Here is a 15,019-nt window from a genome sequence, read left to right on the forward strand (position 1 = left end):
CTAATCAGCATCTTCCAACTGCGCTTGAGCCAAACGTTTCGCCCCTGCAAAGTCCGCTTTTCCAGAGCCAAGGTGAGGGATGGTCTCTACCGTAAACCAATGGCTGGGGATCATCATGGGTGGCGTACCGTTAGCGAGCATAGTGGCCTTAACAGTTTTGGCGTCTAACGCTGTTTCTGAGAGCAGCACAATGCGCTCACCTTTGCGGCTATCGGGAATATTCACCGCCATCAGTGCGGTGTCTATATCCTCCAGAGCCGCCTGAACCGCCGTTTCAACGACGCTGAGACTGATCATTTCACCGCCGATTTTGGCAAAGCGGGCGTAGCGGTCAATCAGGGTTAAGAAGCCGTCTTCATCGATAAAGCCTTTATCCCCCGTTATGTACCAGCGGTGGCCATCGATCACATGAAGCGCCTTGGCCGTGCGGTTGGGGTCATTGAGGTAGCCCTGCATTATCTGCGGGCCGCTAATCAATATCATGCCTGCCTCGCCGGTGGGCAGCTCTTCAAAGCTCTCCGGGTCGACGATTTTGAAGCTGGTGCCGGGCAGCGGCATACCGACGGTGCCTACCTTGCTGCCCCGCTGCACCTGATGATAGTGAACGCCCATGGCGTCGGGCAGGTTCACTGAGGCGACTGGGGCGATTTCCGTGGCACCGTAGCCTTCATACACAGGCTTGTGGAATTTCAGCGCAAAGCTATTACGCACGTTTTCGTCGAGCTTTTCAGCCCCGGCAACCACCACCCTCAAGCTTTCCAGCATTAACGGATGCACTTTTGAGCTGCGCACAAACAGCCTTAAAAAGCTGGAGGTGCCGAACATGATAGTGGCTTTGTGCTTGGCAATAGCGCCTGCAATGCCGGGGGCATCGGTGGGGTCGGCGTGGCACACCAGCGGTAGCCCTTCAATTAGCGGTAGCAGCTGGGTGACCGTGAGGCCAAAGGCGTGGAACAGCGGTAGTGAGCCCATTACAACGTCGTTGCTCTGAGTGTTGAGTACATCGGAGGTCTGCTTGATATTGGCCATCAGGTTGCGGTGACTGAGCATCACGCCCTTGGGTTCGCCTTCGCTTCCGCTGGAGAACAGGATGGCGGCAGTGGCATCGGCATCTTGGCCGTGGCAGAAGCAGCGCTGTAGTATCCAAGTCGGCAGTAGTCTTACCGCCAGCCAGGTACTCAAGCGCTCAGCGCGGCCAATCGTGGTTTGCAGGTCTTCTAAAAAGACCACCTGCTTCTCGCAAAGCAATTGGCTAACGTCGAGCCCGCGCTGCTCAAGCTTCTTCACAAAGCGCTGTGAGGTGAAGACGGTAGCGATTTCCGCCTGGGAAAGGGCAGAGGCAAGCGCCTCATGGTCGGCGGTGTAATTAAGATTCACCACCGTTTTGCCCGCCAGCAGCGTGGCCATATTGGCGATCACCCCGGCGCTGCTGGTAGGTAGCAGTAGGCCAACGTTCTGTCCTGGGTTGAGCTTGCGAAGTCGTTTTTCCATCAGCAGGCTGGCGGTGAGCGCTTGGCTTGCGTTGAGTGGGCGGCCCAGGGTATCGGCCAGGGCCAGATCGCTAGGGCGGCGCTTAACGCTCTGAATCCAGGCGTTAGGCAGGGTAGGTAGCTCGCCCATGGCCCGTTGCCAAGAGCGGGTAGCCTGCTCAAAAATACGCCGTTTAAGCACATCGGCAGAGGTGTCTTTGGGCAGCGGCTTGCCAAAAGCGACCACTACCGAGCGGTGGAATGGCGAATTGCGCAGCTCTTTAAGCTTGCTGGATGAGCGGGAGAACTGACTGCCCCACAGGCCACGTAAATAGAAAGGCACAATTTTGACATCTGGATTCGCCATTTCACAGGCGCGCTCGTAACCACGACGGAATTCACCTAGCTGACCAGTACGGCTGATCGCCCCTTCAGGAAAGATGCACACCACCTCGCCTGCATTGAGCTGTTCAGCGACATCGGCCAAGGCCTTTTCGGCACCGCTGCCGCGCTCGATGGGAATACAGCCCAAGGCTTTGAAGAACCAGCGCAGGTACCAACGCTGGTAAACCGATCTGAGCATTACAAAGCGCACTGGGCGGGGGCTGGCGATTTGTACCATGGCCCAATCCACCCAGCTGATATGGTTGCCCAATAGCAGCACGCCGCCCTGAGCGGGCAGGTTCTGCAAGCCATGGACGTCTACACGATAGCGGCGTGTCAGCAGGAAACTCAACAGAAAGCGCACCAAGCTTTGGGGCAGCTTAACAATGGTGTAACCACCGCCCACCATGGCCACGGTAGCGATCAGTAGCAGCAGATAGTGGCTATTCACTCCCGCCAACGCGAATAGCGCCGTGAGCACCAAAAAGCCCATCATGGCGATGTTTTGAATCCAGTTATTAGCGGCCAGCACGGTGCCTAGCTCGTTGTCGGCGGCGTGAAACTGAATCAGCGCGTTAAGCGGCACAATGAAAAGCCCGCCCATGATGCCGATAAAAACAAAGTTCAGCGCCTGGCTTACGGGCGTGGTTAACAGCGGCAAGCACCATAAACCCACAGCCACCCCAACGGCGCCAACGGGAATCAAGCCGGTTTCAATACGGTTGTGGGAAAGTTTGCTGGCGAATAGGGAACCCAGCGCAATCCCGATGCCGCTAGCGGCGAGAATACCCTGGAGCACTAAGGTGTTATCGATACTCAGGGCATCTTTGGCATATGCGGGAAAAGCCGCCAGCAGTACTTGGCCCACTGACCAAAAGGTGGCCAGGCCGATAATGGAGAGCCTGATGACAGGCTGGCGAGCGATAATCCGCAGATTGTCTTTTAGGGCAGTGCCCCTGATGTAGCGCTGCCAGGTCAGCGGTGTGTCTGACCGAGTGGTGTGATCAGGCGGAAGGCGGTAGAGCGCCACCACCTGGAGGGCACTATTGAGCACCAGCAGCCAGCCCAGAGGGGCTATTTGGCGCAACAGCTGCGCTGGGGTTTGATCGTCCGGTGAGACCCAGGTCTCAAATAGCGCAGTAAATGCCACAGTGCCTGCCAGAATGGCGCCAATCGTAACCGCCTGGATCAGCCCGTTGGCTTCCGCCAAATGCGGCTTGCCGAAGAGCCCTTTTACCAAGCCGTATTTGGCCGGTGAGTAAAAGGCCGATTGAATCGCCAGCAGTAGCGTCATGGAAAAGGCCAGCCAGAACCAGCCTTGGTAGTAAGCGGCGGTGATGCCCAGTGAGACCACGACGGCGGCCCAGGCCGATGTGCGCAGAACACGTACCTTAGGGTAACTGTCAGCCACATGGCCCGCCGGGCTGAACAGTAAAATAAACGGCAGCAGGATAAGTCCGTTGACCAGTGCGGTGAGCACAACCTGTGCTCCGCCATCGTAACTTTTGAAGATCGTGTTCTGAATGACGATCTTGTGGCCTAGATCCACAAAGGCATTGAGAAAAATAGCGATCAAATAGGGCCAAGCGCCCTTCAAGTGCAGTAGTCGATGCATCGTTGTTTAGCCTTCTTAATCCCTGGAAGTCGTAGCACTTTCTCTGTGAGGCTTACTGGTTGCAACTCATTTGCACAAAGTTGTGTCATGGGTGCTGTTTGGTATCATTATTTGCTACTTCCGTGTGTGATACCTTCTCACGACGCTTTAGAGGTTACTATGTCCCAAGCCGATTCACTGATTGAAACGCTAAAGCGACAGCTTCGCGCTCAGGGTAAAACCTATGCCGATGTCGCTCAGTGGCTGGCGTTGAGCGAAGCCTCCGTGAAGCGGCTGTTCGCTGAGAAGCACTTTACGCTATCGCGGCTGGAGTGCATCTGCGACCAGCTAAATATCGAATTCGCCGAGCTGGTGCAGACCATGCAAGCGGACGAGCAGCGTTTGCAGGAGCTAACCCATGCCCAAGAACAGAGTATTGTGGATGATCGTGAGCTGTTTCTGGTGGCTGTCTGCGTCATCAATGGCTATAGCTTCGACGAAATTCATCACCAGTACCAGCTAAGTGAAGCAGAGTGTATCCGTCAGTTACTGAAGCTTGAGCGGCTTAAGCTTATTGATCTACTCCCCGATAACCGGATCAGACGTCGGGTAGCCGCCAATTTCCGCTGGCGAGCGGACGGGCCAATCCAGCGTTTCTTTCAGCAGCATATCGCCAACGAATTTTTCCGCTCCCGTTTTGATAGTGACAGCGAAAAACTCATTGTCCTTAACGGGCTATTATCCCCTGCGGGAAATGCTGAATGGCAGCAGACCATGCAGCGCTTGGCAAAAGAATTTCATGCGCTATGCGAACGAGAGAGCGGGCTACCCATTCATCAGCGGTTTGGCACGACCTCGGTGCTGGCGGTACGGCAGTGGCAGTACGGACTGTTCCAAGGCTATAAGCGCGAGGGTTAAGTAAGAAGGTAGATGAAATAAAGGTTGAGACTGCCACCGCTATAGTGATGTATCACGAAAGCTGGCAGCTTCGTGTTCAAGCCACTCCGTGAATCTAGCTACCGCCGGTGGCGCTTCTCCATTACTAGGTAGAATCAGTTCGTAGGCGAATGGAGAAGCGAGTGGATATTGCTCCGCAAAAGGGCGTACCAGAACACCGCTCGCTAGCCGGTCAGCTACCAGAGGGTAGCTGGCGAGTACCACGCCTTGGCCGGCAATGGCCTGATCCAGAGCCAGGCTGTAAAGCGAGTATTGCCGCTGGTTGGGCATCTTGGTGAGCGCTACCCCGGCGCTTTTAAACCAATCACTCCAGCCTGGGATATGGTGGCCTGCGTGGCTGCACCATTCCACGGTGAGCAGCGTCTGTGCCAGCAAATCGTTGGGGGTTTGTATGCTTGCCTGCGCTAATAGGGAGGGCGAGCAAACCGGAAATAGCGTGTCTTCAAATAGACGCTGGCTGGTGACGCCGGGCCAAGGGCCCCGGCCGTAGCGAAGTGATAAGCGTGCCCTGTTGGGCAACCACAGCGGTGGCGTTAAGCGCGCCTCGGCATCCAGAGAGATTTCTATTTGCCGCTCATTAGCTTCAAAGCGGGGTAAGCGGGGGAGCAGCCAGAGTTGTAGAAAAGAGGGCGGTGCACTCAGTAGCAAGCGAAAAGCCTCTTCTGAGCGCTCGGTGACGTTCTGTATGCCGTTGGCGATACGCAAAAGGCCCGCTTGAACATCTTCAGCCAGTACCCGGCCTGCCTCGGTGGCAAAAACTCCATTGGCATGACGTTCAAAAAGTACCACGCCTAAGTGATCTTCCAACTGTTTGACCTGTCGGCTAACGGCGCCAGGCGTCACCCCGAGACGATAAGCGGCGGCTTTGAAGCTATTTTCGCGCACGGCCTCGGCAAACGCGCGCAGGGCATTCAGCGGTAGCCTTTCTATTCTCATAGCGTGAGTTTTCCTAAGCCTAGACCCGATAAGTAATCGTTTGTACGCACAGATGCTTACTGTTGCAATGGGCACCTATAGGTTATAGGAGCCCGCAATGAGTAATCAAAGAGTAGCCTCAAATCCCCATTCTGGCTGCATAATTGGTCGTGCACAGCGAAAGACAGTGGACGCAACGGCAGCATCGCTGATGCTGCTATTTTGCCTAGTGTTGGGTTTTCAGCAAGTGGCCATTAAAGGTGTGGCTGAGGATATATCACCCATGGTACAGATGGCCCTGCGCTCCATTATGGCGGTTTGCCTGGTCGGCGGGCTGGCTTATTGGCGAGGCATTCGGTGGGCGGATGTGGGTCACCATTGGAGCCCTGGGTTACTGGTGGGCCTCGGGTTTGCTGCTGAGTTCGCTTTTATCGCCTGGGGGTTAACCTATACCTTGGCGTCCCACATGTCGGTGTTTCTGTATACTGCGCCTATCTTCGCTGCCCTGGGTTTACATCTTTGGGTACCTGGCGAGCAACTCTCCATTCGCCAGTGGTGGGGCGTCGGCTTGGCATTTCTGGGAATGGTGATTGCCATGGCGCCAAGCGGCGCCTATAGCATCGAGATTGTCATCGGTGATGCACTGGGCTTGCTCGCAGGTCTCTCATGGGCAGCCACGACCGTTGTGATCCGCAGAACATCGCTTTCCGAAGCGCCAGCAGAGCTCACTCTGAGCTATCAACTGAGTGTGACGGCGTTGTTGCTCCTGCCGGTGGCGGCTATATCCGGACAGCTAATGAGCGCGCAGTTTACCCCGATGGCGATAGCCAGCCTTGGCTTTCAGACGCTGATCATTTCGTTTGCTGCGCTGCTGTTATGGTTTACCTTGTTGCGCCGCTACCGCGCTTCGCAGTTAGGCGTGTTTTCTTTCTTGGCGCCGCTTTTCGGTATTCTGTTTGGTACACTGCTGCTCAATGAGCCGCTGAGCATTAATTTTGTAATCGGCGGTGGCGTTATTTTAGTTGGCATCATTCTGGTGACTCGCTAAACGCATGCACCCATCTATCTCTGCGAAGACACCGATATGAGCATTACCCCTTTTCAAGCACTGGCGTGCCCGCTAGACGGAAAACCACTCAGTTGGTCGGATAGCGTTTGGCGATGCTCTGATGGTCACAGCTTTGATATTGCTAAGCAGGGCTACGTTAATTTACTGCCGGTGCAGCAAAAACGTTCCTACGATCCGGGGGATAGCAAGGCGATGGTGGCCGCTCGCCAGCGTTTTCTTGGTGCTGGGCATTACCAAGCTATTGCGGAGGCGGTTAGTAATGCCGTGTTGAGCCATGCTGAGGTTCAAGCGGTGGGCAACCCGCCATTTAGCTGCCTGGATGCCGGCTGCGGTGAAGGTTACTACCTTCGCCAATTAGCTGATGCAGCGACTAACACGCATCCACTTTCGCTGATGGGGCTGGATATCTCTAAATGGGCGGTATTAGCCGCTGCAAAGCAAGACAATAAACAGGCACCGTTAAGTAGTTGGGTGGTGGGCAGTAATGCGCACTTGCCCGTGCAGACGGAAACGCTGGATTGCGTGCTGTGCATGTTTGGCTTTCCGGTATTAAGCGAGTTTGCCCGTGTGTTGAGAACCGGAGGCGTACTACTGCAGGTCGAGGCGGGGCCCAATCACTTGAGGGAGCTGCGGGAGGTTATCTATCCCACGTTAAAGCCTGAACGCTCGACTGAGATAGAGGTGCTGGAAGGCTTTACTCACCATAGCATCGAGAGAGTAAGCTACTCGCTTGCGCTAAACGGCAGTGACGAAATTGTCGATCTGTTGGCGATGACGCCGCATCTTTACCGGGCCAGCGCTGAGGGGCGTGTGCGTGCAGCGGCTCTTGAAATGCTGTCCGTAACGGTGGATGTGCGGCTGGTGATCTATACGAAAATATAAGGGTTATTCGTCATCTGATGCGGATTTAAGATTAATCGGCCATTTTGTGTCTTAATGGCTGTCAGCCTAATTGGTCGCGAGCTAAAGCTACGTCCCACAGGTCAACTATCAGGCTGGTAGAAATAATTTTATACTGAATGACGAATAGCCAATATAAAAGGGTAGTGTAAACGCCGTTTTAGTATGCTCCAAACGCAACAAGGCCCGCATAAGCGGGCCTTGTTATCCGAACCTCGAAAGGTTCGAGCAAATTCTTAAGCGCTATGTCTTAAAGACTTAGACTTAGGAAATTTGCTTGATGTTTGAAGCTTGAAGGCCTTTCTTACCCTGGGTAACGTCAAAAGAAACGTTAGCGCCTTCTTGCAGGGTTTTGAAGCCGTCTGCTTGAATTTCAGAGAAATGGGCAAACAGGTCATCGCCGCCGTCAGAGGGAGCAATAAAACCGAAGCCTTTAGTATCGTTGAACCACTTAACTGTGCCAGTAGACATAGTAAAAATCCTTTCGCGCAAAGCGCTTAGTAAAGTTCCTGGTATCACCCAGATTAATAGCGGATAAAACAAGGAATACAATTACAGGCTTGCCGAAAGATCTCGTACACGTCTATCTCGTACATTTCCAAATCTTTTTCGTACACTTCTGAAACCATGCTTGCTTGCTAACCAACTGACGCTACAGTGTCACGGATTGCTCGATGTGTCAAAGCCTTTCTGGATTATCTTGCCTATGGGGCAGTGAGAGCCTCTATTGCCAGCCCATTCTTCAGTACGCAGCTCTGCCCCGTCCCCTCCCTTAATCCTCTTGGTTAATCCGTGGACATATTCTGTTGGCGATATAACACCATTCCAGCGTGGTAAAGCACATCGTCAATGAATTCACCGTCAGCGGTAAAGCCAGTGTCGTCCCAGTATTCGATGTGGTTACCCGTCACTTTATAGCGCCCCTGATAAGCGCTTTCACGCTCGCCACGGGCTTCATCGTAGCGGTTGTTGGCTAGAAGCTCATGACGTATATAACCGTCTTTGGTTACCCACGTTCCAACATAAGGATGGTCTGCCATGGCGTCATTTCCTTCGTTTAGGATAGGTTGAGCAGAGGTGGTCGTTGGAAAAATAGTGATAATGCCTGCGACCACCAGGGCACGTTTCCAGTAAATGGGAAGCTTGTTTTCTTGCATGAATATCGCTCGCGCTAATGTTTACGTTCGGCCAAAAGCTCGCACAGCGCCTGACACGCAGTTAGTGACTCGCCGTAGGCCGTACTACGATATCGCTGGTATCCACGTCATCGGGCTGGTTGATGGCATGCGCAATGGCGGAGGCGATAGCCTCGGGCTTGAGTGCAATTTGGCGGAAAAGGTCGATTGCCTTGGCGGTTTCAGCGTCGGTGATGGTATTGGCCAGCTCTGATTCCACTACCCCTGGGTAGACACAGGTCACGCGGATCTTGTCGGTTTCCTGGCGTAGCCCATCGGAAATCGCGCGCACCGCATATTTAGTGGCGCAGTAGACTGCTGCGGTGGGCATAACAGTGAGGCCACCGATGGAGGAGATGTTGATCACCTGGCCACTTTCCTGGGCCTGCATAGTAGGCAGAACAGCGGCGATACCATTGAGTACGCCGCGAATGTTGACATCGATCATGCGGTTCCACTCATCTACTTTGAGCGCTGCCAAAGGCGATAAGGGCATGACGCCCGCGTTGTTGACGATGACATCTATGCGGCCGTGGGTATTGATCGCGAAATCCGCAAACGCCTGCATGTCTTTAAGGTCGGTGACATCCAGCGCCTGGAAATCCACGCTGCCGCCCTCTTCGCGAAGTGAGTGTGTCAATGCTTCCAATCGGTCAGTTCGGCGTGCGCCAATAATCAAATGGTGCCCTTGACCTGCAAGCCAGCGAGTAGTGGCTTCACCGATGCCGCTGCTGGCACCGGTCAGTAAAACGACTTTGGAAGATGGGGTTGTTAAAGCAGTCATTGGATAATCCTCAGGGTGGTGGGTACCCAGAGAAGATTAAGCTGCTGCGGCTGGCATCTGTATAGGCAATCCTATTGCATGCTTGCCTAATCCTATTTGATTGTTAAAGGAGGGCGGCGAGACAAGCAACAAAGTATGTATATTGCTCTTATGGTGTTATTGGCTCTTAGGGATTGGTTGAGGTGCCGACACGTATTACCGAGGTGGTTAACATGATACTGAAGAGCGATTCTATGGTTTACAGCAATATCGCCGAATGCTTATACCAACTCGCACCACACGAAGGGTATACCCAGTCGCTATTGGACGGCGTACGCTTTATGCGCTCTAACCGCCCGCTCAAAAACACCTCTGTGCTCTACGAGCCGAGTATCGTCATCATCTGCCAAGGCCGAAAGCGTGGCTATTTGGGTGATGAGGTGTATATCTACGATGCACAGCGCTATTTGGTGTTATCTGTGCCCCTGCCGTTTACTTCGGAAACAGAAGCCAGCCCTGACAAGCCAATGCTGGGTATTGCTATCCGCCTGGATGCGGTGGTAATCGCCGAGTTGGTGACGATGTTGGAGGCGTCAGGCGAGTATGGGTTTGAGGCGCCGCGCGGCATGCTTTCAAGCCCGCTGGAAGAGCCGCTGGCAGATGCGACATTACGTTTACTGAGAGCCCTTTCTTCACCAACGGATGCGCATATTCTCGCCCCTTTTATCGTCAGGGAGATCTGCTACCGGGTATTGACGGGAGAGCAGGGCGGCAGTGTTCGAACAGCACTCTCCCATTATGGGCAATTTGGTAAAATTGCTAAAGCGCTCAACCGTATCCATGCTAACTATGCCGATGCGCTGGAAGTAGGCAGCCTGGCGAGTGAAGCCGGCATGAGTGCGCCCGCCTTTCACGTACACTTCAAGGCAATCACCCAGACCTCTCCTATCCAGTACATTAAATCCACCCGCTTGCACCATGCTCGGCTGTTAATGATACGTGATGGGTTAACGGCTGCCGCAGCCGCGAGCCGAGTGGGCTATGAAAGCCCCTCCCAGTTTAGTCGTGAATTCAAGCGCTTCTTTGGCCGCCCGCCAGCGGAGGAGGTACGCACCATGAAGGCAAGCCTTGATTTATTGCCGCCTACTCACTTGGTGGATATCGCTGTGCCACACTAATAGAGTGTGATGTACGCTTATTAAATTAGACCTACCAACTTCTTCAAATCTGTAGAGATGCAAATGACTCGTATATGGAAGGCCTATGCTCAGGCATCGTTGATTTTACGCGTCACTGTTGCGCTAGTACTGGGCGTTATCGTCGGGCTGATTGGCGGTGAAACAGTCGCTGTTTGGCTAGCGCCGTTGGGTGACCTGCTGCTACGGCTGCTTACTTTTCTGATTGTCCCCATTGTGCTGTTTACGCTGATGGTAGGGGTGAATCAGTCCCGGGAGGGAAGCGCTGGCCGCGTAGGCGGCAAGGTGTTTGGCTATTACCTTACCTCTTCTGCGCTGGCGATCATGGTGGGCTTAGCGGTTGCCACGCTGTTTAGCCCTGGCAGCGGTATGACGTTGGATGAGAGCGCCAGTTTCTCGGTGCCCGAGAATCCCGGTGTTGTCGATACGCTGCTGAATATAGTGCCGGATAATATTATTGGTGCGTTTGCCGAACTCAACATGTTGGGCATTATTTTTACGGCGCTGGTGTTTGGCATCGCCCTGCTAAAAATGCGCCAGTCAGAGCGTCAGCATGCCATGGGGGAGCGTCTTTATGGGGTGATTGAAGCGCTAAACGAGGTCACTCTAAAAGTGATGTCGGGTGTATTGCACTACGTGCCTATCGGCGTGTTTGCGATTGTCGCCGAAACGGTGAGTCAGCAGGGGTTGGAAACGCTGCTCTCACTGGGCGATATGGTGGTTGTTCTGTATATCGCGCTGGCAACCCAACTGCTGATTTATTGCGTCATCATGCGGCTGTTTGGCGTGAAGCTGCGCACCTTCTTCCGCGAGGCCCGTACGCCGATGGCCACGGCGTTTGCCACCCAAAGTAGCTCGGGTACGTTACCGCTAACGGTTAATGCTGCCCATCGCTTAGGAATTCCCAAAAGCATCTATGCTTTTAGTCTGCCGTTAGGGGCTACTTTAAATATGGATGGGGCGGCGATTCGTATCGCCATCTCGTCGGTGTTTGCCGCCAACGTGATTGGTGCACCGCTGGATTTCATCAGCATGGTGCAAATCGTGTTGATCGGCACACTAGTGTCGGTGGGCACGGCTGGGGTGCCGGGGGCGGGAATCATAATGATTGCCACGGTGTTTGCTCAAGTGGGCTTGCCAATTGAAACCGTCGCGTTGCTCACCGCTATCGATGCGCTGGTGGGAATGGGCTGTACGGCGCTGAACGTGACAGGCGACTTGGTCGGCACCTCTGTGATAGCCCGTAGTGAAGGCGAGGAGTTGCAAGAGGAGTTTGTCGAAGAAGCACCAGCGACGGTAAAGGGGTAAAAACAGTAGGGCCATTGACGACTACAAGGAAAGCACATGTTGAATGATCGAGAACTCGCTTACTTAACGCGTGCCGTTGAGTTAGCCGAAGAAGCCCTTGAGGCGGGTGATGAACCTTTTGGTAGCGTACTGGTAAGTGCCGAAGGAGATATCTTGGCCGAAGACCGTAACCGCATTGCCGGTGGGGATTCTACTCAGCACCCGGAGTTCTTCCTGGCGCGCTGGGCTGCTCAGAATATGACGCCGGAGGCGCGAGCAAAGGCGACCGTTTACACTTCAGGCGAGCATTGCCCGATGTGTGCCGCTGCCCATGGCTGGGTAGGGCTAGGGCGAATTGTCTACGCCAGCTCGTCTGAACAGTTGGGTCGTTGGCTTGCAGATTTAGACGTGGCGCCTTCCCCAGTTGCGACCTTGCCTATTCAACAGATTGTGCCAGGGCTCAAGGTAGAAGGCCCGGTAGCTGAGCTGGATGAACGGGTTCACGCTTTGCATAAACGGCGCCATGCCAGCCCTACTTTAAAGGCCTAAAAAAGCCGCCTAAGCGTTAGCTTAGGCGGCGTCGTATTCGCTAAACCTAGTTATTGAAGCCTAGTTATTAAAATCCAGCTATTAAAACCTAGTGCTTCAATATCACATAAAACGCATGAATGATGCCCGGTACGAAGCCAAATAGCGTTAGAATAATATTCAGCCAGAAATGCCCTTTAAAACCGACCTCAAAAAATACGCCGAGTGGGGGAAGTATTACGGCAAAAATCATCTTGATTGGATCAGTCGCTGTAAACGCCATGAAGCCTCCTTTGCTTTCATTAGTGTAACTTGTACAAGTGTAGGCACGATCAACCTATTTATCCATGCCTTGGCGAACCCTTTGTGACTAGCCGAGTAGGCAATCGTTCAATTCCGCCATTTATTTCCGCTCTACGCTGTTTGGGAGGGACCCCGTGTTCATCAAAGTGCCATTAAAAGTAACCACCACGTCTTTTTGCTTATTAAGCTGTCTTGGCGCTGGTCAGAGTTGGGCTCAAGAGAGTTCGGTGAGTGATAGCACAATGGCCACACTTCAAGTGACGGCGCCACGATTATCGCGAGAGCTTTACGCCACGCCCGCTGCGGTTTCAACGCTCGACCGTGAGGCGATTGCTCAGGGGCAGCAGCGCACGCGTCTGGATGAGGCGTTAGTGCGCGTGCCTGGCATGTTTTTGCAGAACCGCGATAATTTCGCCCAAGGCCAGCGAATCTCTATTCGCGGTTTTGGCGCTCGGGCGCCGTTTGGCGTTCGCGGTATTACCGTCATGGTGGATGGCATTCCCTATACGCTACCCGATGGCCAAGCCCAGTTAGATGCCATTGATCTGGACAGCGCTGAGCGCATCGAAGTGATCCGCGGGCCCTCTTCGGTACTTTACGGCAACGCGGCGGGTGGGGTGATTGATATCACCACCGCCGATGGGCGCGATAACCCAGGCTCAAGCGTGCGCACCGAGGTGGGCAGCGATGGCTACCGTAAGGCAGTCGTACAAACCGGTGGAGCCCAGGGGGACTGGTCGCACCACGTCAGCTTCTCTGCTCTTAATGTGGATGGTTACCGGGAGCAGAGCTCTACAGAGAAATACCTGTTGAATGCCAAACTGCGCCGCGAATTAGGCAGCGATCGGGCGTTAACCGCGATTATCAACCTGCTTGAAAACCCCCGTTCCGAAGACCCCGGCGCGCTGAACGCCGGTGAAGTGGCCCGTGGCCGCGATCAAGCGGCGCCGAACTCATTAGCGTTGGATGCCGGACAGAACGTAGATCAGCAGCTTATCGGGCTACAGTACGAAGATCTGTCTGCCGGCCCTGGAGCGCTCTATTTAAAAGGCTTTGTTGCCCAGCGCGATTTTGAGCAGCAGCTACCCTATGTGGGCGATAGCCGTATCGGCTACCAGCGTGACTATCTGGGCGCGAGCGCTGAGTATCACCATGAAGTCAGCTTGGGCAGCCTGCCGCTGAGCTACATCACCGGTGTTGATGTGGCCCGCCAAGACGATGAGCGCTTTCGTAATGCGGTAAATGGCCAAGGTGTGGTCGGCGAGCAGTTGGCGGAAGAGACCCAGACGGCGACCTCCGTCGGGGTATTTGCCCAGGGCGATTTAGCGCTGACTGAGCAGGTAACGCTCTCGCTTGGCGCGCGCTTCGATAGCGTGGAGTTAGAGGTAGACGATCGTTACCTGAGCGATGGTGATCAGAGCGGTGAACAAACCTTCAATGAGTGGAGCGGTTCAGCGGGGCTTAGCTACCGTTACCGCCCTCAGCACCAGGTCTACGTGAATACCGGTACGGCGTTTGAAACGCCGACCTTCTCAGAGTTTGCCAATCCAGTGGGGGGCGGTTTCAACCCGTCCGTGTCGCCGCAAAAAGCCTGGAACCGTGAAGTTGGCGCGCGTGGCTACATTGCACCGCTTGCCATGGACTACGATTTAACGCTGTTTTCGGTACGCGTGCGTGACGAGCTGGTGCCTTATGATGACGGCGGTCGCACCTTCTACCAAAACGCAGGCGATACCGACCGCGACGGCATTGAGCTGGCGCTGGGTTGGCAGCTTGCTGACCAGTGGCGGTTGGATAGTGCCCTGACGCTGGCAAGCTACGAGTTTGATCGATTTACTACACCGTCAGAGAGTTTTGGCGGTAACCGCATACCTGGCTTACCCGAGCAGACCTGGGTCAATCAGCTAACTTGGCAGGGCCTGGATGAGCGCTTTGCCACGCTGGAGACCCAGTACGTAGGCGATATGGTGGCGGACAACGCCAATGAGACAGAAGTCGATAGCTATTGGCTGGTGAACCTGCGGGTGGGTGATGGTTGGCAGTTGGGAAGCGATACGCGGCTAAATGCGTATGTGGGCGTGCGCAATCTCTTAGATGAAGAGCACTACGCCAACGTGCGCTTGAACGGCACCTTTGGCCGTTTCTACGAACCTGCCCCGGGTCGCAGTGTTTATGGTGGCGTAGAAGTTAGTTTCTAAGACTTTAAAACTGGCTCTTAGTCACTCAATGTTGAATTAACTCCACTAGGCGGAAAACTAAACCTGTGGGAGGGAGCTTCAGCTCGCGAAGGGTGCCGCAGGCACCCCTTAGACTAAGCGGGCGGGCTATGAGCTCAAATATTCGCGAGCTGAAGCTCCCTCCCACAATACAGCGCATCCACTGAGGGTTGTTCTAGCGGCTCAGACATCCAGCGTCCAGATGTAGAACGGGCGGCGCTCTTGCTTGAGGCCGCCCGTTTTTCGTTACGTTAGTGGTGTGC

At 54.3% G+C, this 15,019-nt stretch carries 13 protein-coding genes; 7 read left to right on the forward strand and 6 right to left on the reverse strand.

Annotated features, from left to right (window positions below):
• Entirely contained in the window at window positions 1-3,468 is a 3,468-nt protein-coding gene (locus SR894_RS03925; RefSeq protein WP_223287858.1) for an acyl-[ACP]--phospholipid O-acyltransferase, read from the reverse strand.
• A gap of 159 nt (window positions 3,469-3,627) precedes the next feature.
• Here SR894_RS03925 and SR894_RS03930 point away from each other — a divergent pair, with 159 nt between their 5' ends.
• Window positions 3,628-4,365 (forward strand): helix-turn-helix domain-containing protein, encoded by a 738-nt coding sequence (locus SR894_RS03930; RefSeq protein ID WP_223287857.1) that lies wholly within the window; start codon window positions 3,628-3,630, stop codon window positions 4,363-4,365.
• 39 nt (window positions 4,366-4,404) lie between these two features.
• On the opposite strand, the gene SR894_RS03935 is transcribed toward SR894_RS03930, so the two are convergent.
• Window positions 4,405-5,340, reverse strand: a complete 936-nt coding sequence (locus tag SR894_RS03935) for a LysR substrate-binding domain-containing protein (protein ID WP_133732993.1) — start codon at window positions 5,338-5,340, stop codon at window positions 4,405-4,407.
• A 97-nt stretch (window positions 5,341-5,437) separates the two neighbouring features.
• Between SR894_RS03935 and SR894_RS03940 the strand changes: the two genes are divergently transcribed.
• Both SR894_RS03940 and SR894_RS03945 read left to right on the forward strand, forming a co-directional pair.
• Window positions 5,438-6,367 carry a DMT family transporter gene (locus SR894_RS03940; RefSeq protein ID WP_133732992.1) on the forward strand — a complete coding sequence of 310 codons (930 nt, stop codon included), beginning with the start codon at window positions 5,438-5,440 and terminating at the stop codon, window positions 6,365-6,367.
• 36 nt (window positions 6,368-6,403) lie between these two features.
• Window positions 6,404-7,270 carry a putative RNA methyltransferase gene (locus tag SR894_RS03945; protein WP_133732991.1) on the forward strand — a complete coding sequence of 289 codons (867 nt, stop codon included), beginning with the start codon at window positions 6,404-6,406 and terminating at the stop codon, window positions 7,268-7,270.
• 282 nt (window positions 7,271-7,552) lie between these two features.
• Here SR894_RS03945 and SR894_RS03950 read toward each other — a convergent pair whose 3' ends face one another.
• From SR894_RS03950 to SR894_RS03960, 3 genes are all read right to left on the reverse strand, one after another.
• The gene (locus tag SR894_RS03950; RefSeq protein WP_007111402.1) at window positions 7,553-7,759 is read right to left on the reverse strand and encodes a cold-shock protein; all 207 of its coding nucleotides are present in this window, start codon (window positions 7,757-7,759) and stop codon (window positions 7,553-7,555) included.
• Window positions 7,760-8,073: 314 nt separating this feature from the next.
• Window positions 8,074-8,445: an Atu4866 domain-containing protein gene (locus SR894_RS03955; protein WP_133732990.1), complete on the reverse strand. Its 372-nt coding sequence runs from the start codon at window positions 8,443-8,445 to the stop codon at window positions 8,074-8,076.
• A 61-nt stretch (window positions 8,446-8,506) separates the two neighbouring features.
• On the reverse strand, window positions 8,507-9,247 hold the full coding sequence (locus SR894_RS03960; RefSeq protein ID WP_133732989.1) for an SDR family oxidoreductase: 741 nt from the start codon (window positions 9,245-9,247) through the stop codon (window positions 8,507-8,509).
• 212 nt (window positions 9,248-9,459) lie between these two features.
• On the opposite strand from SR894_RS03960, the gene SR894_RS03965 reads away from it, so the two are divergent.
• From SR894_RS03965 to SR894_RS03975, 3 genes are all read left to right on the forward strand, one after another.
• On the forward strand, window positions 9,460-10,404 hold the full coding sequence (locus tag SR894_RS03965) for an AraC family transcriptional regulator (RefSeq protein ID WP_133732988.1): 945 nt from the start codon (window positions 9,460-9,462) through the stop codon (window positions 10,402-10,404).
• Window positions 10,405-10,467: 63 nt separating this feature from the next.
• Entirely contained in the window at window positions 10,468-11,730 is a 1,263-nt protein-coding gene (locus SR894_RS03970) for a dicarboxylate/amino acid:cation symporter (protein WP_133732987.1), read from the forward strand.
• Window positions 11,731-11,766: 36 nt separating this feature from the next.
• Window positions 11,767-12,258, forward strand: coding sequence for a nucleoside deaminase (locus SR894_RS03975; protein WP_133732986.1), 492 nt, complete (start codon window positions 11,767-11,769; stop codon window positions 12,256-12,258).
• A gap of 88 nt (window positions 12,259-12,346) precedes the next feature.
• On the opposite strand, the gene SR894_RS03980 is transcribed toward SR894_RS03975, so the two are convergent.
• Window positions 12,347-12,520, reverse strand: a complete 174-nt coding sequence (locus SR894_RS03980) for a YqaE/Pmp3 family membrane protein (protein ID WP_009722289.1) — start codon at window positions 12,518-12,520, stop codon at window positions 12,347-12,349.
• A 262-nt stretch (window positions 12,521-12,782) separates the two neighbouring features.
• Here SR894_RS03980 and SR894_RS03985 point away from each other — a divergent pair, with 262 nt between their 5' ends.
• Window positions 12,783-14,738: a TonB-dependent receptor family protein gene (locus SR894_RS03985; RefSeq protein WP_244286585.1), complete on the forward strand. Its 1,956-nt coding sequence runs from the start codon at window positions 12,783-12,785 to the stop codon at window positions 14,736-14,738.
• Window positions 14,739-15,019 lie beyond the last annotated feature (281 nt).

Origin of the sequence: Vreelandella neptunia (assembly GCF_034479615.1) — a bacterium.
GTDB lineage: Bacteria > Pseudomonadota > Gammaproteobacteria > Pseudomonadales > Halomonadaceae > Vreelandella > Vreelandella neptunia.